The 18,471-nt window shown below is 56.9% G+C and carries 13 protein-coding genes; 2 read left to right on the forward strand and 11 right to left on the reverse strand.

The features are described 5' to 3' along the window. Positions 1-30 precede the first annotated feature (30 nt). The gene (locus tag H6973_02890) at positions 31-4,455 is read right to left on the reverse strand and encodes a DUF4214 domain-containing protein (GenBank protein MCP5124603.1); all 4,425 of its coding nucleotides are present in this window, start codon (positions 4,453-4,455) and stop codon (positions 31-33) included. 129 nt (positions 4,456-4,584) lie between these two features. Further along, positions 4,585-6,825 carry a filamentous hemagglutinin N-terminal domain-containing protein gene (locus tag H6973_02895; protein MCP5124604.1) on the reverse strand — a complete coding sequence of 747 codons (2,241 nt, stop codon included), beginning with the start codon at positions 6,823-6,825 and terminating at the stop codon, positions 4,585-4,587. A gap of 438 nt (positions 6,826-7,263) precedes the next feature. Here H6973_02895 and H6973_02900 point away from each other — a divergent pair, with 438 nt between their 5' ends. Then, positions 7,264-7,863, forward strand: a complete 600-nt coding sequence (locus H6973_02900) for a hypothetical protein (GenBank protein MCP5124605.1) — start codon at positions 7,264-7,266, stop codon at positions 7,861-7,863. Positions 7,864-7,931: 68 nt separating this feature from the next. Then, entirely contained in the window at positions 7,932-9,149 is a 1,218-nt protein-coding gene (locus H6973_02905) for a hypothetical protein (protein ID MCP5124606.1), read from the forward strand. A 96-nt stretch (positions 9,150-9,245) separates the two neighbouring features. Here H6973_02905 and H6973_02910 read toward each other — a convergent pair whose 3' ends face one another. The 9 genes from H6973_02910 to H6973_02950 form a co-directional block, all read right to left on the reverse strand. Then, entirely contained in the window at positions 9,246-9,602 is a 357-nt protein-coding gene (locus H6973_02910; protein MCP5124607.1) for a hypothetical protein, read from the reverse strand. A gap of 15 nt (positions 9,603-9,617) precedes the next feature. After that, on the reverse strand, positions 9,618-10,112 hold the full coding sequence (locus H6973_02915; GenBank protein ID MCP5124608.1) for a hypothetical protein: 495 nt from the start codon (positions 10,110-10,112) through the stop codon (positions 9,618-9,620). Positions 10,113-10,152: 40 nt separating this feature from the next. Then, positions 10,153-13,740, reverse strand: a complete 3,588-nt coding sequence (locus H6973_02920; protein ID MCP5124609.1) for a response regulator — start codon at positions 13,738-13,740, stop codon at positions 10,153-10,155. Between the two features lie 12 nt (positions 13,741-13,752). After that, entirely contained in the window at positions 13,753-14,421 is a 669-nt protein-coding gene (locus H6973_02925; protein MCP5124610.1) for an urease accessory protein UreF, read from the reverse strand. A 111-nt stretch (positions 14,422-14,532) separates the two neighbouring features. Further along, positions 14,533-15,033, reverse strand: a complete 501-nt coding sequence (gene ureE, locus H6973_02930) for an urease accessory protein UreE (GenBank protein MCP5124611.1) — start codon at positions 15,031-15,033, stop codon at positions 14,533-14,535. Positions 15,034-15,104: 71 nt separating this feature from the next. After that, the gene (gene ureC, locus H6973_02935) at positions 15,105-16,832 is read right to left on the reverse strand and encodes an urease subunit alpha (GenBank protein ID MCP5124612.1); all 1,728 of its coding nucleotides are present in this window, start codon (positions 16,830-16,832) and stop codon (positions 15,105-15,107) included. Next, positions 16,829-17,146, reverse strand: coding sequence for an urease subunit beta (locus H6973_02940; GenBank protein ID MCP5124613.1), 318 nt, complete (start codon positions 17,144-17,146; stop codon positions 16,829-16,831). The genes ureC and H6973_02940 overlap by 4 nt, the downstream gene beginning before the upstream one ends. Positions 17,147-17,157: 11 nt before the next feature. Beyond that, the gene (gene ureA / locus H6973_02945; protein MCP5124614.1) at positions 17,158-17,460 is read right to left on the reverse strand and encodes an urease subunit gamma; all 303 of its coding nucleotides are present in this window, start codon (positions 17,458-17,460) and stop codon (positions 17,158-17,160) included. Between the two features lie 19 nt (positions 17,461-17,479). Then, a complete protein-coding gene (locus H6973_02950; protein ID MCP5124615.1) occupies positions 17,480-18,361 on the reverse strand; it encodes an urease accessory protein UreD in 882 nt (293 codons plus the stop codon). Positions 18,362-18,471 lie beyond the last annotated feature (110 nt).

Below are 18,471 nucleotides of genomic sequence, written 5' to 3' on the forward strand. Positions count from 1 at the left end.
CCCCCCTTTGAAAAAGGGGGGTTGGGTGGATTACGGCGGCGTGCTTTGACCGTACTCGTTATTACCCCAGCATACAATCGCGCCATCCGTCTTCAACCCGCAGGTGTGATACCAACCAGCACTGATATAGTTGAAGATCCCAGCAGGGCGGGCTGCCTGGCCATATTCATTATCCCCCCAACAAGCGACTGTGCCGTCTTCCTTGATGCCACAGGTGTGAAGTCCACCGGCGCTGACCTGTATAAAAATTCCACCGGGCGGCGTCGCCTGGCCAAACCAATCACCGCCCCAGCACTGCACCTCACCGTCGTTCTTCAAGCCACAGGTGTGCGTTTCGCCCACGCTGACTTGGGTAAAGATGCCGGCGGGAGGCGTCGCCCGGCCATCGTTATCCACGCCATTGCTGCCCCAACACACGATTGCGCCATCGCGCTTCACCCCGCAGGCATGTCCTCCTCCAACGCTGACTTGGGTAAAAGCTCTGACGGGCGGCGTCGCCTGGCCATAGTCGTTCCGTCCCCAACAGACCACCGCACCATCGCTTGTGACGCCGCAGGTGCTCCAGCCTCCGGCGTCAACTTGGGTAAAGACATCGGCGGGCGGCGTCGCCTGGCCATCGTCGTTCCATCCCCAACAGTCGATGGTTCCATCATGCTTCAGGCCACAATAGTGGCCAGCGCCCACGCTAATTTGGGTGAAAGGCCCTGCTGGAGGAGCTTGCGTCCCCAAGTATCCCCAACAATCGAACGTTCCATCACTTTTTAAATGGCACGTTTGTGTCGCACCCGCAGAAATTTGCGGAGAAACGTTGATCGCGCTGATAAATACCGCTTCAGCCGACTGCGCATCGATCATGGTGACCTGGCAGGTCGGCGCAGCGCCCGAACAGGCGCCGTTCCAATGGCTGAATCGCAAGTCAGGCGCAGGGGTGGCCTCCAAAGTCACTACCGTACCGGATGGATAGTTTTCGCCACAATCCACTCCACACTCGATCCCGGCAGGATGGCTGACTACGACGCCAGCGCCTGCCGTTAGGACGACTTTGAGAAACATATAGGAAATACCGATAGGAGATGCGGTTCGACCATCTCTGTTATCTCCCCAGCAATCGATGGTGCCATCGGCCGTGAGGCCACAAGCATGCCGCCAGTTCGCAGTCACCTGAGTGAAAACCCCGGAAGACGGCGGCATCGCCTGGCCAAACTCATTGTCACCCCAACACGCGATTGCGCCCTCTTGCTTCAGCCCACAGGTGTAAAAGCCGCCTACGCTAACTTGCGTGAAACGGCCGGCGGGGGGCGTGGTCGAGCCGTTGTAGTTCCACCCCCAGCATTCAACCGTGTGATCGCTCGTGACGCCACAGGTGTGAAGACCACCCGCGCTGACTTGCGTAAAGTGTCCGGCGGGCGGCGTCGTTTGGCCTTCAAGATCTCTGCCCCAACAGACCACCGCGCCATCCATTTTCAGCGCACAGGTGTGATACCAGCCCGCGCTGACTTGAGTAAAAACGCCCACAGGGGCCTCCGCCTGGCCAACGATGTTGTCTTCAAAGTCGGTATTGGACCCCCAGCAAATAACCGAGCCATCGGTCTTCAAGCCACAGGTGTGATCCGAACCAGCGCTGATTTGGGTAAAGATGCCCGCAGGCGGCGTCGCTTGACCAAACCGGCTGGAACCCCAGCATTCAATGACGCCATCGCGCTTTAGTCCGCAGGTGTGAGCATCACCCGCACTGACCTGAATGAAGGTCCCGGTAGGAGGCGTGGCTTTACCTTCAAGGTTCTGCCCCCAGCAAACCACTGCGCCATCGCGAGTCAGGCCACAGGTATGCAAACTTCCCGCACTGACTTCAGTGAAGGTGAGTTGAACACAGCCCTTCTCGATGATCTGACCTACCCGTTCCTGAAACTCCGGCGCAGCAACAAAAAACTGCCGGATTTGCTCACGCGTCAGATCGCCGCTCTCTAGGCGGTTCAGCCAGTAGTTGAAGCCGTCCACCTCCGCGCCCCGGCGCAGGAAGGCGTTGTACAGGTCTTGCAAATACTCCTGGTTCGAGCGATGGCGGTTGAGGTATTCCGGGGTATTGGCAAACTGGCTCGAAATCGCTTCAACCTCGGCGGTGAGCGCCGCTGCACCCTGGCATTGCGCTGTTTGAAACCGATCCTGCCAGTACCGGAATCCCTCTTCTTCCGGTAAGCGATCCAGCAAACCTCGATAGAAATCGACAATGGTCAACAGCTCAGGTCGGCTAGTGGCGGCACCCAGTTGCGTTTCCAGATACGTGGCGAACTCTGCCGAGAACAGGAAGTGATACAGCACGACCTCGCGAGGCAGACCCGCGGCGAGGGATTCGGTCCACGTCATCGTCTCATCCGCACTCGGCGCACGTCGCCAGAACGTCTGGAAGAGATCGGCGATATATTGCGCATCGCTGGTATGCCGGCCTCGATATTCTGTACCCGTGAACAACTGCCCAGTAATCAGCCGGAACACTTCCGCGCGATCCACGCCCAGTTGTTCCATTCGGGCGACTTCCTCAGTCCATTGAATTCGCTCCGCCGTTTCCGGGGCGCGATCCAGAACGGTTTGGTAGGTCGCTCCGATCAAGGCGACGACCTGGGGATCTGGAGCCGTTATGAACGTCGCGGTACAGGTCAAGGGTTTGCTGGGCATGGTGAACACCGCGGCACAGGGCGCGGGAGTCCAGCCAGCGAACTGCGATTCATCCGAGCGCGGCGTGGCCGTCAGCGTCACCGTCTCCCCCGCCTGGTATTGACCACGCCCGCTCACCGTGCCTTGACCGCCACCTTCCTGTAAAAGGGTCAATGGGACAATCAGTGCCGGCTTAAAGGTGGCGGTACAGGTCAAATCATAAGCTGGCATGGTGAAATTCGCTGCGCACGGTACGGGACTCCAGCCGGTGAATTGGCGATTCGCATCCGGTTCCGCCGTGAGCGTGACGGTCTCTCCCGCCGTGTAATTGCCGCTACCCGTGATGACGTCTCCACCCTCCCCGGCTTTATTGAGGCTCAAGGCGTAGATTGCGGTTTCCATCCGAGTGAATTTGGCGGTGCAGGCCAAGGCTTCTGCGGGCATGGTGAAACTCGCCGCGCACGGTTCCGGCATCCAACCATCAAACCGACTGCCCGTGTCCGGCGTCGCCGTCAAGGTTACAGAAGCGCCCGCCGCATATTCGCCCTCACCCTCGACCGCGCCACGGCCTTCCCCAGCCGTGCTCAGGGTCAATGGACAACCGGCGGGCGGTGCGTTCTTGAGGTTCAGAGCGCCCACCCCGCACACGCCCTTGACCGGCGTCGGCGTCGGGTTGTCATTGGCCGTGCCATCGCCTAGCTGACCGTATTGATTGTTGCCCCACGCCAGAACCGCGCCATCGCGCCGCGTGACCAGCGTGTGCGCTTCCCCGGCGCTGATCGTCTCGACGTCATTGACGTTAGTCACGATCGGCATACAGGCCGGGGTTGAGGAGCCATCTCCCAATTGCCCGTGTTGATTGTCGCCCCAAGCCACCACTCGCCCGTCAGTCAGTAGTGCCACACCATGAGCGCCGCCGCCCGCCAAGACCTCAATTTCCCCCAAGGTCCTCGGATTCAAATCCGATAAGGGTTTAGGCGTCATTTGCGGCGCTGAAGTCCTCTCGCCCAATAATTGACATTTGGCATTATTGCCCCAGCCCCACACCGTACCCTCGGCATCCCGCGCCAAGGTATAGGCGGCGCCGGTCGTCACCGAGGTACTGGCGTAGCCCCCCGCGACAATCGCCTTGATCCTAGTCAATTCCAGTACTTGCTGTGCGGTGGCCGAACCGAGGGTATTGCCTGTCCCCAGTTGTCCGTATTCGTTATCGCCCCACGCCCACACCGTGCCGTCGCTTTTCAGCGCTACGCTATGCACTTCGCTGGCCGCTACCGCGATCACGCCGGTTAACAGCGGAAACGTCGGCGGACTTGTGTCCGTGCCGGCGACTTCGATCACCACCGGCGTCGGCGTTAATGCGCCGTCTGAACTGTTGTTGCCCAATTGGCGATACTGGTTATTGCCCCAGGCCCAAACCTCACCCGTGCGAGTGACCGCCAGGCTGTGATATTTGCCAGCGGCGACGGCGATTACATCTCTTAAACCGGGAACTTGGGCGGGTGTGGATCGATCCCGGGTCGTGCCATCGCCTAACTGGCCATGTCCATTCTGGCCCCAGGTCCACACTGTGCCATCGTCGCGCAGGGCGACGCTGTGCCACTCACCGCTCGCCACCTGAATCCAGGCCGGATTGGTTGCTTCTGCCGTAGCAACGGTCCCGCCGGGTGACCACAAAAAGGGGTATTTCCGACTCTTACCGCCAGTGTCTGCGCCGACTTGACCAGCCTGATTCGCGCCCCAGGCATAGCCGTAAGGGCTGTCAATTCCAATTGCCAGGGAATTTTGACCGCTGCCAGCCAAGCCGGCGGCCCCTGCCCAGGCTGTTAATAAACATATAAAAATACCAAAGAGAATCAAAAAGGAAAGAGATAGATATCTTGCATAATAGGATTGGTGCATCGGAGTATCCTCCTGAGGGAAAATCCATCATCAACGATTATTAAAACCTGACAAAGTCGGCGCAGGGGATCGCGCTTCAGCAGGTGCATCTTCCTGCGTCATTGAGGCGCGAGTGAGAAATTCAGCGCTGCAACGATTTATACGCGCGGGCAAGGCGTCTTCCGGCGATGGCGGCAATACGCCGCGCCCCTGCACGATAAAGCGGTTTTTTTCCTCGGGATCGATGACGCCACAACGTCCGCTGAGCTGGCCAGTGGCATCCAGATAAGGGGGATTTAGCGTCGCCAAACTGCCGCTGATGTCGGTAGTGGGCGCGTTGTTCTGCACCGTCCCGTCATTGCCGCTGACTTCCGAGGAGGCGTTGAGGACATCATTTATTGTCGGAGCATCGTGCAGAAATGCCTCGGCATTCACCACAATGTTGCCGCCCTTGCCTTGTCTCGCCTGAGCGGTGACTTTACTGCCATCCAGCGCTACGGCATTGATGCTGTTGAGGGTGACATCCCCGCCTTGCGTGGTGGCGTCGCCGAATACGGAACTGCTGATTTCCGAGCCATTGAGCAATTTCAAGTGGTCGGCGTTGATCAGCAAATTGCCGCCGGTAGTGAATTTGGAAGTCGCGGAAATCCTGCCGCCATCGTCGATGGTTAAGGCCGGGGTGGTCAGCATCACATCGCCCGCGTTGCCCGCATCACGCGCCCCCACGAACAGGCCGGCCTCGTTGCCTGTGATGTTCACTGCGCGACCCGCCGTGATCGTCACCGAGCCTCCCTTTCCCGGACCATCGGTGAAGGCATCGATTTGTCCGTCATTGCGCAGAATGAGGGTATCGGCAACGGCCAGATGGATGTCCCCGCTGCTATCGGTGGAGTCGAGATAGGCGCTGCTGGTAATTCCGGTCAGGTATTGGGAACCCCGTCCGTCCACCAGCAAGTTGCCGGTGGTGATCGTGATTGCTCCAGCATCGCCTGCCCAGGTTCCGGCCAGAATTTGTCCAGCGTTCTGGAGCGTCAGCGTGTTGGCGATACTCAGATTTACATTACCGCCGTCACCGCTGGAGCCAGGATTAGCGCTGCTGGCGATCAGCCCTCTATTTACTCGCAGGTTATTTGCCGTAATCGCCACTGATCCAGCATCGCCCCCGGCAAACGTGCTGGCGAAAATCCGCCCGCCATCGCGGAGCGTCAGGGTGTCGGTCACGACAAGCGCCACATTTCCGGCATCGCCCGCGCTGCGGGTTACGCTCTCCATGTTGCTATTGGCTAAAAACAGGTTATCCGCGCTTAACCGCAACGACCCCGCTGCGCCTTCACCCAGGGTTTCGGTGGTCAACCACGCGTCCACCAAGCCCACGTTCCCGGAAATCGCAGCATCGATGCCCTGACCGGCTTGCGGGCCATGCGTATTGGCGAACACCCGGCCACCCTGGCTGAACCATTGTCCGCCGCGAATGAAGATCGCGCCGCCGCCTGCGCCGCTGGCGTCCAGATTGCCCAGGGCGACCTCGCCGAACGGTTCCCCCAAATCGATCGTCACCTTTTCCGCGTTGGGATCCCGCTCAATGACCAGCGTCCCCAACCGCGCGAAGCCGCGCATCGTCAAATCATGCGTTGTGGGAATGACTTCACCGGAGGAATTGACGGTCGCCACGTTCAACCGGCCCGCCGGAGCATAAACGGTGGCGTTGCTCAGAGCGATGTCGCCGCCAATGAGCGACAGCGTTTGCCCGTCGGGCGCTTGTAGAAAACTTCCCTGAATGGCGATAGTCCCCGGCGTATTCCCGAGAAAACCAAATGCTTCCACCGGCGCAACCGTGAGTAAGGTATTCGCGGGCATCCGGGCGTCAAATCGCCCGCCATCGCCCAGCCGCAAATAATCCGCGGTGCTGGCGTGAAAGGATCCCGATACATCCAAACGAGCATTTTCCCTAAACAGCACCCCCGCCGGATTGAGCAAATAAAGGTTCGCGCCGGGAATGGTCGAGCGCAGCATTCCATCAATCGTCGAGACTTGTCCACCAGTGACTCGGCTGATGATATTGCTCACCGAAGGCGGGCCGCTGAAGGTTGCGGACTCGCCCTGGCGAATAGAAAACTGTCCGAAGCTATGGAACAGATTGCCGCCGTGTTGCTGCCCTAGATCGGCAGTAATGGCATAATCAGGCCCTGGCAAGGCCCCGGTCGGCCCCAGTGTCCCATCCAGAACAATTTGCGCTGAACTGCTGACGTTACTCAGCGCCATGATGATCGCCCATCCCCTTGTATAACGCATTATGTCCTTCCTTTTCATAATGGATCATTTATGATTATAGACACTAATTCCATTTGGTTGTCAATCAGATTGTCAGCGTCTAGTGCAGATTCGCTAGGGCGAGGACTGGTAACGCTTCGATCAGGCGTTCAAGTAGGGCGTTGACCATCGCTGGATGTGAACATAACCGTTTGTGACATGATCACCCCCTCCTTTGATGATCTTTCAGTTTTGATTCTTCGAGAACTCTTGTGAAACCCGGCTCATTGGGCAAGTTAAGCCCTCAATCTCGCTGGAGATCGGTCGTATTGCTTTTTATATCAATGGGGTGTCGAGGTGGTCTCTTCCCGACTCGACTGATTCCACAACACGAACTCTCGAAGAACCTGAAAGCAATTGCAAATAGGAGCATATAATTTTAAAGTGTACTGAGGTTTCAACCATTATGAGTGAGCGAATATGCGCAAGAAAGAAAATACTAATCGTGAACAAGAAATTACTTTTAATCAGCAGGTTGTTTCTGAAGCCGTGGACATCCTTGAGCAAGATTTAGAAGCATTTAAATTATCTGTTTCCAGAATGGATTCCGATACTTTGTCTTCATACAAGGTTGTTCTCGATCAAGAGATCGGAAAGCGGCGAGATCAAGAACTGGATAAAGTGATGGAATTCTTCAAGACACTGTCGTTTGAGGATCAAAAGAGATTTTTGAATTCCGTGCAATTATCTCTACCATCAAAAGAGAAGTTGGTGGCCTATGGCGAAGAAAAAAGAGAGAAGGAGAAAAATCCTTTTCGTATGTATCAGAATTTCCCAAACGAGGAAAACCCTGAATATAAAATTGCGCCATTGGTCAATGTGGAGTTAAAGGATGTATTCACGGGTGGAAACCCGAATAACAAACCATGGTTGGCAAACCTCTCCAGAGAGGATAGATATGAAAAATATGGAACTATTAGGAAGCTGGAACAGGATATGGGTTTTCTGGACACGCTGATGGAAATTCCCAAGGCGGTCTTCAAGCAACAGGATAGCCATTGGGTGGATTGCTGTAAGTAGCCCTGTGGCAAAATTAGCGTTGACTCCTCCCCTTATGCATCCGCAGTCGAGGGGAGGTGGGATTATCCATGAAGATATATGAAATAATGCTGTTGGTACCGCTCCTTCATAGCGGCTTTGTTCATGCCCAGGAAAACTGGTGGGATAAATCAAAGGAAACCGCACGGGATATTTGGAATCAATCCAGACAAGTCGCTGGCTCTGCCATAAATTTCTTTGATACGGAAGAGCAAAATGAGCAATTTTCCAAAATATGGGACGAACTTAGGCCAAAACTGGATAAAGTCTCAGCTCTGGAAGAAGAACGTAAGGATTTACCAGAATCGTCGTTGATCCGCCGGGATAAGCAGTCCAATCAGGAGGACATCAACGAAATTCTGGATGAAGCGATTGACATCCTGGGAATATCCAATGCCCGTCAAATACGACAAGAAATAGATTCTCTGGAAAAACAAATCCAACAGGCCAGGGAACGAATCACCGGCTATCACCAGGAGCAGGTTAGTGCCCCGGTCAAATCCAATTGGAAAACGACGGTTGACGATTATGCAAGGAAAATCGACGGAGAAAAACAACTCATTGAAAAATATCAGCAGGAAATAGAACAGAAAAAACAGCGCTTTTTAGCGGAGTTAAATCAACTGGGATTGCAGGTCAGTAGGGAACAACTGGATTTGCTTTTAACGAGCGTGGTGGGCAACGATATAATTCAAAATACCATCGTTTACAGTAATGTAAGATTAGTCAGCCAGCAACTGATGGAACTGACTACGAAAACGGGCGAAGACCTGAATATCAGCAAACGCTATTATGGCATGTACACCGTTCTATTAAAAATATTGCTGCACATGCAAAATAGTTTTATTACCGAGATCGATCAGGTTTATCTACCCCGTATTGCCCAAATCAAGAATGAAACAGTAAAACTGATGGCTAACTCCAGGAATCTCCTGTACCGGGAAGCCGATGATAACCGGCGCACACACTTAAAGGCGAATATTGAGGCGCAGGAACTGACCTTGAAGACCGCCGACTTGTATAGTCAACATCTTGGCGAACAACGTCGAAAAATGATAGTAGCGCGAGACAAGACACAAATTGATTTACGTGTCGCCCTGAATACTTACGACACGGTTAAGCTCAGTGGTGAACTGGTTAATCTTCTGCGCTCAAGCTCAAAATCTTTCGATGAGTTACTCAATATCCAGGCGCCTGATTTGTTAGTTTTTCAAAATTTGCAAATGAAGGAAGAATTTTCCGCCTTGACGACAAAGTTGAGAAATTAAGTAGTCTTTAACGGAAATAAGCCGATCAATCACGTTTATGGATGTATTATAACTACTGAGAACCTGAAATCGACGGATGACTGTTAATTTATCAAATCAATAATTCACCCATGTCCCACCATGACAACCCTGCCGGTTCGTCCAGCCATCGCGATTGCCATTCATCCACGGGTTTGCAGATCGGCGACCACGGGGCGGTGGGCGGTCTTCTCCGCTGTTGCCTCCCTGCAAGCGGGTGTCCTGATCATAGCTGTTAATCCAGTGTCCCCGACTGCCGCTGCTGTTGAGCCACTGCTCCGCATTCGGACTCGGGCAATCATTCCAGTTCACCGCACGCACTGGCGCGCCCCTTCCCGCTCCAATAATTCCTAGAATCACCACGGGTGACCATCTGCCGAGAAGACGTAAAAACTGACGACGAAGTTCGTCCGGCTTCGCTGATTCCATATTCACGCTGCTTTTCATAGGTCACCAATAGACATTGGGATTATTAATGGCTTCATGCGATTTCGGCGCTGGCGCTGGCGTTGACTTTGACGCTGCCTGCGAAGACTGGTAATTGCGCCATTGCTGTTGAAACCATGCCTTATCCGCTTTTTGCTGGTCCTGCATCTGTTTGACAGCGGCCTGCAATTGCGCCTGATCAGTTTGACAACGCTCCAACGCCTGTTTCAAAGGATTGACATCCTGGAGAACAGGATTTAACGTGGCTTTGAACTGTTGCCAGGTTTGCGCTTGTAATTGCAGGGCCTGGATTTCCTCGCGCAGCTGCATGAGGGACTGCTGGTCAACCGCCGATTGCCGCCAAAGCACCCAGCCGACAACGTGTAGAATCAAGCTCAGCGCCAGCAGAATAGCGCCGGCCACCCACCATCCTGTTGCTGGTGATGACGGCGCTGGCGTCAACACCGGTCCGTTCATAGCCGGTAACTGGAGCGTGGATTCAGGGGAATTCGTCGTCATGGCGCAACACCTCGCGCGATACCCAGGGAGACATTTGAGATCATGCCTGCTTCTTAATGGATTGCATCACCTCGCGCAATCGTTGTAGCGCCTCTTCAAAACGATAGTCGATGGTCGCCTTCTCGATCGCCAGAAACAGCTCGATGGGCAGAGCTTCCGCCAGAATCGCCCGATGGGTCGCCAGATAATCCAGCGCTTCGGCGTCGCTTTCGCTGAGCAATCTCTCCAGATGGCTCAGGACCGGCCCCAACTGATCCCGGCCCACTATCGAGGAGGCCGGCGCCGCCGACGGAGGCATAGCCAGCACCGTGCGTAAACCCTTTGTCAAAGCCTCTAATAGTTGACCGGTTTGTATAAGTAACGGTTCCAATGCGGTGCTGTCTGCGTGTTCCCGCAGCGCTTTTTCCAGGTCGGTGGCCCGCATCTGGAGCGAAGTCGCGCCGATATTGCCCGCCACCCCCTTGAGGGTATGCGCCAAGCGTTCCGCGGTCTCCCGGTCAGCATCCGCCAGCGCCGCGCGGATTTGCGCCACGACCTCGGTTTGGCTGATGGCAAACTTGCCCAGTAAATTGCGATACAGCGAACGATTGCCGCCAACCCGGCGCAAACCCGTAGCGGTATCCAGGTCAGGCAGGATAGGCAATTCTAGCGCCTCGCTCGATCGCCCTGCCGTCACGCGCCGCCGGCGGGCAGGCGTCCCGGTTTTTGACGGGAACCAGTGTTGGAGCGTGTGAAACATAGCCTCGGGTTCAATCGGTTTGGCAATATGATCATTCATCCCAGCCTCCAGGCAGCGTTGCCGCTCCTCGACCAGAGCATGCGCTGTCATGGCGATGATGGGCAATTCCGCGAATCGCGCATCGGCGCGAATCCGGCGAGTCGCCTCGAAACCATCCATTTCCGGCATCTGTAAATCCATTAACACTCCATGGAACGGTTCGCCCTCCAGGCTGGCTTCCAGTCGAGCGACCGCTTCCTGACCGTTGTTAGCGATCACGACCCGCGCGCCGGCTACTTCCAGTAGTTCAACGGCAATTTGCTGATTCAATTCATTATCTTCGGCTAGTAGCAAGCGCACTCCGTCCAGTCGCGTCTGCGGTTCCCCTTGCCGGGCGTGATAATGCGCTCGCGCTTCGCCATTTGCCGGTGGGAACAGGTTCATCAAGGTGTCCAGCAGCAGCGAGTAGCTGATCGGTTTGATCAAGAAGTCTTCCACGCCGACCGCCTCGGCGTGGGCGCGCACCTCCTCGCGCCCGAAGGCGGTGACCATGACGATGCGCGGTGGCGTTGTCAGCGTATCGTCCTGCTTGATTCGCCGGCTGGTTTCTATGCCATCCATGTCAGGCATCTTCCAGTCGATAAACACGATACGGTAAGGGTCGATCCGGTCAGCAGCCTGAATCCTGGCTATGGCTTCGGGTCCCGAAGCAACGGCGTCGACCCGCAAGGCGAGGGAAGCGAGCACTTCGGTGAGGATCTCAGCGGCAGCGGCGTTATCATCCACCACCAAGGCGCGCAGGCCTTTCAGAATGGCGGGTAAAACCGGACGCCATACGCAGGGGGCATCGCTCACGCCCAGCCAAACCGTGAAATAGAAGGTGCTGCCAACGCCCAGGGTTGATTTCACCCAGATGACACCATTCATTAATTCCACCAGGCGCTTGGAAATGGTCAGTCCCAGGCCAGTGCCGCCGTATTTGCGGGTTGTGGAGCCATCGGCCTGGATAAAGGCCTGGAACATGCGCCCACGCTGTTCTTCAGTCATGCCAATGCCGGTGTCGCACACCGCGAATTGCAGTTTAACCTGATCGTTGGCGCGTTCCCGCTCCTGGACGTCAACAATGATCTGGCCCTGTTCGGTGAATTTGATGGCGTTATTGATCAGATTGACCAGAATTTGCCCGAGTCGCAGCGGATCGCCGACCAAATGCTGCGGCAGGTTGCTGGGTTCATGAAACAGCAACTCCAGTCCCTTGTCGTAAGCCTTCTGGCTGACCAGCGTGGCGACATTGTTCAGCACATCATCGAAACGAAAATCAATCCGCTCCATGTCCAGCTTGCCAGCCTCGATTTTCGAGAAGTCGAGGATGTCATTAATGATGTTGAGCAGCGAAGCGCCCGCGCCGTGGATCTTTTGCACATAATCGCGTTGCTTGGCGGTTAGCTCAGTTTGCAAAGCCAGGTGTGCCATGCCAATGACGGCATTCATAGGTGTGCGGATTTCGTGTGACATATTCGCCAGGAAGGCGCTCTTGGCGCGGGTTGCTTCCTCGGCCCGTTGTTTTTCTCCAGCCAGTTCCAGGGTGCGCTCCGCAACTTTGTTTTCCAGTTCAGCGTTGATCTGTTGCCAGTCGCAACGGTTGACCAACAGCATTTGCCGCATGTGCTCCTGAGCGGCGGCCAGCGTATCCATTTCCCGCCAGGAAGGCGGCAGCGCGACCGGCTGTTCCAGTTCCATGCAGCCAATGCGCTCGCTGTCCAGCACCAGCGCTTCCAGCGGTCGCGCCACCCGCCGGGCAAAACGGGTCGCCACCAGAAACGTGGCTATTAACACCGCGATGAACAGCGCCAGGAAAACCAGACTGTGGCGTGGATTCAACGGGATGAAATCACTGCGCGGCGCAGCAACCACGATGATCAATTGCTGATTGTGTAACGCGATGGGCAGAAAATGGCCCACCCAGTTTTCCCCAGCGTTGTTGAAGAACAGCACCTGCTCAGCAGGCTTGCCCATGGCCTGCCACTGCGCCACCGCGCTGGTCAGGGGCGTGAAACCGCTTTCGGCAACCGTTTTCAGCACGCTGGCGTTGACATCCGCATCGGTCCGAATGCGCGCATCGCGAGGTAGACCGAGCAGACGACCATCGGCCAGCATGATGGCGACCCAGCCGTTAGGGCTGATATTGATATTGCGGGTAAATCGGGATAGATCGAGTAATTTCAGGTCCAGGGCGATCACGTACAAGCGCTGATTGGCCGAATCGCGCCAGCGACTCGCGGCGGTCATGCCCGGTTCGTGAACGCTGGGAAACCGGTAGGGGTCGCTCCAGTACAATTCATGATCCTGGGTGAGGCGCAATGCCCCCTGATACCAGCGCTGTTGACGAGGATCGTAATCGCTTTCGCGCCATTCCTCGCCGAGCAACGTATAACCCTGGCCCCATTTCCGCCAGTATTGCTCGCGCCCCCATCGTTCCCTATCGGTAATCCGGTTATGCCATTCGCCGTTAGGCATTCTCACCAACAAAAATTCGCGGCCGGTCTCCTCGGCAAATCGCAGCGAGGAGATGAGTTCGCGTTCCGCAAGGATTGGAATAAACAGGCGATTGAAGCGTCCCAGATCATCGATCGTGAAGGTGTGATTGTGTCCCCACTCCCGGGTGTCATCTGCGATCCGGTCAATTTGGCTGAATAGAGCTTCAACCTGGGCGCGGATGACATTGGCGCCCTTATACATGGCGCTGGCGGCGAGTTCGTCGACCATCCGCGAGAACACCAGGAAATAGGCGGTTATGGCGAACACCAAAATAGCTAGAGTGACCAGCGACCAGGTTTGCCAGATGAGATCGTGGCGCAGGCTTCGACCGTGATGCAGCTTAACCTCGGCAGGAATAGAGTTCTGGTTCATGAGGGTGCGCGGTCAGGATCGGAACAGTCGGGAATACTGGGTTTCATGCAGCGCCCCAGCCAAAGCCAGACCGGGAGCGGCGGCGCCGATATCCTCGTCCGGCAGGGTCAGCGCTGAGTGAACGGCGTCAATCAGCACGGGCGTAGCAGCGACCAGCAATCGTTGGCTAGCGGTCTGGCCGAGCGGAATCAATCGGGTCGCGGCGGCGACCTGGTTTTCAACCCAGGTCCAAGCCAAACCGGTGGTTGCCGCCTGCAGGGGAATCTCCCATTTCACCGCCGCCAGACTGAACAGCGTGGCGAAACACACCTGGGATGCATTACGCCAGGCTACCGCTTCGGCCATGCCCAGGTCGGTCAACAAGCGGGCCAGCGCTGCGCCTAAATGGGTATCCTCCCGCTGCAACTCCGCAGCCTCGCGCGAGGCATGTAATCGGGCGTTCCAGCGACGGACTTCGCCAGCATTGGCAACTTGCCATCCTTGATAGAGCCGGACGAAAATCGGCAGGTCAAGTCGCCGCAGATTGTGGTCCAGTAGACCCAGAATCCAGTGGCCCGCGCTGAGTTCATTTTGCACCCAACCTTGTTCAACAGCGCATTCCAGTCCCTGCGAGTAGGCGTAAGCCCCTACCGGGAGAGCGGGGCTGCATAGCTGCAACAGGCGGGGTAACGCCAGGGGAATCCTCTCCCCCAATCCCTCTCCCGCCAGTGGGCGAGGGGAGCAAACCGTTATGCCGGGATGAGTCTGCGGCACAACGGGTTGCCAAAAAAGAACTTGGGCAGAATGCCCAGGCTATGCCGGATCATGGTGATGGTGATGGTGATGATGATGATGATGATGATGAGCGCCTGCACCGCCATGCGCCCCGGCTTCCGGCTCGAAGGGCGCCTGTTCATGAATCACCGTCAGCCCTAGTTCATCCATCATTTTGTCCAGCACATGATCGTGAAGATAGCGCACCCAGCCCGAGCGGATTTGCAAGGGGATATGACGGTTGCCCAAGTGGTAAGCAGCGCGCGCCAGAGACAGTCCATCGTCGGTATAGGCAGTGGAAACGCGCTCTGCAGCGGCGCGAACCTCAACCACCAGACCGGTCGTGGCGCGTAGCAAATCGCCATGCCGCAGCACCGTGCCGCGCGGCAAAAACAGACCCACGTCCGCGCCACTGTCCAGCCAGGTTCGCAACCGGCTTTTCTGGCGCAGTTCAAAGGGCAGGGTCAATGTCGTTTCGGCAGGCAACGCCTCACGCAAACGCTCGACAATTTGTAATTCCACGGGTTCGGCAACGTCCATGAGCGACCTCTTTTCGTTGATGCATAATGAGTGAGGCGGCGGACTTCCCCTCGTTTTTCTCCAGTCAATTATTAGAACAAAAAGTAGCGTTGCGCCAGAGGCAGAATAGCGGCAGGTTCACAGGTCAGCAGGACGCCATCTGCCCGCACCTCATAAGTTTGTGGATCAACATCGATTTTGGGCAGAGCATCGTTATGAATCAGGTCACGTTTACTGACTGTGCGCGTGTCGCGAACTGCGGCCAGCATGCGATGCAGACCGAGCGTATCCAACGCGCCGCTATTCAAAGCCGCTTTGGAAACAAAGGTCAGGCAGGTCGCAGCCAGCGCGCCGCCGAAGGCGCCGAACATGGGTCGATAATGCACCGGTTGCGGTGTCGGAATGGAAGCGTTGGGGTCGCCCATGGGCGCAGCGATGATGAAGCCGCCCTTGATGATCAGCGCTGGTTTCACGCCGAAGAACGCGGGCCGCCACAGCACGATGTCCGCCAGTTTACCCACTTCCAGCGAGCCGACCAGATGGCCGATGCCGTGGGTGATCGCTGGATTGATGGTGTACTTGGCGATATAGCGCTTAACCCGGAAATTGTCGGCAGGATGGCTCGCTTCGTCCTCTGGGGCAGAGGGCGGTAAAAGGTTGCCTCGCTGCACCTTCATTTTGTGAGCGGTTTGCCAGGTACGGGTGATCACTTCGCCGACCCGGCCCATCGCTTGCGAGTCGGACGAGATCATCGAGAACGCGCCCAGATCGTGCAGGATATCCTCGGCGGCGATGGTCTCGCGGCGAATGCGCGAGTCGGCGAAAGCCACATCCTCGGGAATGCCGGGGTCGAGGTGGTGACACACCATCAGCATGTCCAGATGTTCGTCCACCGTGTTGACCGTGTAGGGCCGGGTAGGATTGGTGGAGGAGGGCAGCACATTGGCTTCGCCACAGGCGCGAATGATATCCGGAGCGTGGCCGCCGCCGGCGCCTTCAGTGTGATAGGTGTGAATCGCCCGGCCCTTGAAGGCGGCCAGCGTGTCCTCGACGAAACCGGATTCATTCAGAGTATCGGTATGAATCGCCACCTGCACATCATAGCGCTCGGCGACCGCCAGGCAATTATCGATCGCCGCCGGGGTCGTTCCCCAGTCCTCATGCAGTTTCAGGCCCATCGCCCCGGCTTCGATTTGCTCCTCCAGCGCGGCGGGCTGGCTGGCGTTGCCTTTGCCGAGAAAGCCGAGATTCATCGGTAAACCTTCCGCCGCCTGCAACATCCGCCGCAGATTCCAGGGACCCGGCGTACAGGTCGTCGCATTGGTGCCGGTAGCTGGCCCGGTGCCGCCGCCGATCATCGTAGTCACGCCGGACATCAGCGCTTCTTCGACCTGTTGTGGGCAGATGAAATGAATATGGCTGTCGATGCCGCCGGCGGTGGCGATCAATCCTTCGCCGGCAATAGCCTCGGTGCCGGGACCGATGATGATATTCACATTCGGCTGGATGTCGGGATTGCCGGCTTTACCGATGCCAGAAATACGCCCATCCTTGATACCGATGTCGGCCTTGACAATGCCCCAGTGATCGACGATCAGCGCATTGGTGATCACCATATCGACCGCTCCGCCGCCTTGGGGGCGTTGCGACTGGCCCATGCCATCGCGGATCACCTTGCCGCCGCCAAATTTCACTTCCTCGCCGTAAAGCGCATCGTCGCGTTCGACTTCGATCCACAGTTCGGTATCTCCCAGCCGCACCCGGTCGCCGGTGGTGGGGCCGTACATCTCTGCGTAAGCGCAGCGGTCAATGCGGCTCATGGCTGCTTCTCCAGCGATCCCATTACTTCAGCGCGGAAACCGTAGACTTCCCGGGTTCCCGCATAATCCACCAGATCCACCTCGCGTTCCTGGCCGGGTTCAAAACGTACCGCTGTGCCGGCGGGAATATCAAGCCGGCAGCCGCGCGCCAGCGCCCGGTCGAAACGTAGGCCGGGGTTGGTTTCGGCAAAGTGGTAGTGTGAACCGACCTGAATGGGCCGATCGCCGGTATTAGCGACGTTCAGATGAGTGACGCGACGACCGGCATTCAATTCGAGGTTGCCGTCAACAGTGATGATTTCACCGGGAATCATGCGGTATCTCCTCAAGGAATCGGGTGATGGACGGTAACCAGCTTGGTTCCATCGGGAAAAGTCGCTTCGATTTGCACCTCGGGAATCATTTCCGGGACGCCCTCCATCACCTCATCGCGGGTCAGCAGGGTACGGCCATGACTCATTAATTCGGCCACGCTTTGCCCTTCCCGCGCGCCCTCCAACAGGGCGCAGGACAGATAGGCGACGGCTTCCGGGTAGTTGAGTTTCAGACCCTTGGCTTTGCGCCGTTCCGCCAACATGCCGGCGGTAAACAGTAATAACTTGTCTTTTTCGCGGGGAGTGAGTTCCATGGGCGTTCTCGAGTTGCGATCAGGTATTCCAGAAGCGTGGAGGACAGGGGGGACGGTTGAATAGTAACGGTCTCAATAACTCCCATGCCAGGATAAAAAATCGTTGGGCGCGCGAAGTCGAAGGACCGAGGTAGCGGCCAATCAGTACGCCATCCAGCTGGGTCACAGCGACCCGCTCGTTGTCCAGCAAGCGGTGACTATTCCATGCAGCCCGAATGGCGTCACTCTCTCCACCCCAACCCTCCCCCACAGGGGTGGTAGCGGTCTTGGCGGGAGTGCATAGCAATGTAGCGCTCACCGGTTGACCTTGTAAACCCCAGGCGGCGTTAAGCGCGGAATCACCACCTGTATAGTTTGCCTGTTCCAGATAGAGCGGTTCGCCATCGCGCCAGAGTTCCAGCGTTTGCCGGCATTTGCCTGTCGTAAAGGTTTCATCGGCGGCGGGCCGGCCCAGACAGAGAATTTCCCAGCCCAGAAAGCGGGCGTCGCCGTGCAGCTCAACCTGGGTCAGGGTATGGACCTGCGCACCGCTGTAAACGATATTCTCCTGAGGCAGCCATTCCAGCGCACTGCCAGCGGTGACTGTCAATTGTTGAATTTGCCTGGCCAGGGGGCCGGTGCTGCGGTAGAACTTGCCTGCGGCTGGTGTGGTGAGCAGGGTGTGCGCGCCGGTTTCAATCTGTGCATCCACCTGTAACTCATCACCACCGACCACCCCGCCAGGAGGATGGAGAATAGCGACATGACAGACCTCCGATCCTTCGGGATAGAATGGCCGCTGCACCCGCAAGGGACCTTGATGAGCGCATTGACCTAGAACCGTGCGAGAACTGCAACGCTGAAAGCCTAGCCTTAGGGAAGCCCGCCAACCCGTGGTGGATGGAGAAGTCGCGACGGTCAGGATGGCAGCGCTCCGCAAGTGGCGTTCGAGTCTTCGGGTTGGGAAATACGGCTATTGGTTCATAAACAGTCTAGCCTATTCTTTAATAGGAATCGGGTGTGGTTGCGCCC

This window comes from Gammaproteobacteria bacterium (assembly GCA_024235095.1).
GTDB lineage: Bacteria > Pseudomonadota > Gammaproteobacteria > Competibacterales > Competibacteraceae > UBA2383.

What these genes read in the sequence shown, in the direction of transcription:
- H6973_02915 (MCP5124608.1), bottom strand. Translation starts at nt 10,112, where the DNA reads ATGACGACGAATTCCCCTGAATCCACGCTCCAGTTACCGGCTATGAAC.
- ureC (MCP5124612.1), bottom strand. Translation starts at nt 16,832, where the DNA reads ATGAGCCGCATTGACCGCTGCGCTTACGCAGAGATGTACGGCCCCACC.
- ureE (MCP5124611.1), bottom strand. Translation starts at nt 15,033, where the DNA reads ATGGACGTTGCCGAACCCGTGGAATTACAAATTGTCGAGCGTTTGCGT.
- ureA (MCP5124614.1), bottom strand. Translation starts at nt 17,460, where the DNA reads ATGGAACTCACTCCCCGCGAAAAAGACAAGTTATTACTGTTTACCGCC.
- H6973_02900 (MCP5124605.1), top strand. Translation starts at nt 7,264, where the DNA reads ATGCGCAAGAAAGAAAATACTAATCGTGAACAAGAAATTACTTTTAAT.
- H6973_02895 (MCP5124604.1), bottom strand. Translation starts at nt 6,825, where the DNA reads ATGCGTTATACAAGGGGATGGGCGATCATCATGGCGCTGAGTAACGTC.
- H6973_02905 (MCP5124606.1), top strand. Translation starts at nt 7,932, where the DNA reads ATGAAGATATATGAAATAATGCTGTTGGTACCGCTCCTTCATAGCGGC.
- H6973_02940 (MCP5124613.1), bottom strand. Translation starts at nt 17,146, where the DNA reads ATGATTCCCGGTGAAATCATCACTGTTGACGGCAACCTCGAATTGAAT.
- H6973_02920 (MCP5124609.1), bottom strand. Translation starts at nt 13,740, where the DNA reads ATGAACCAGAACTCTATTCCTGCCGAGGTTAAGCTGCATCACGGTCGA.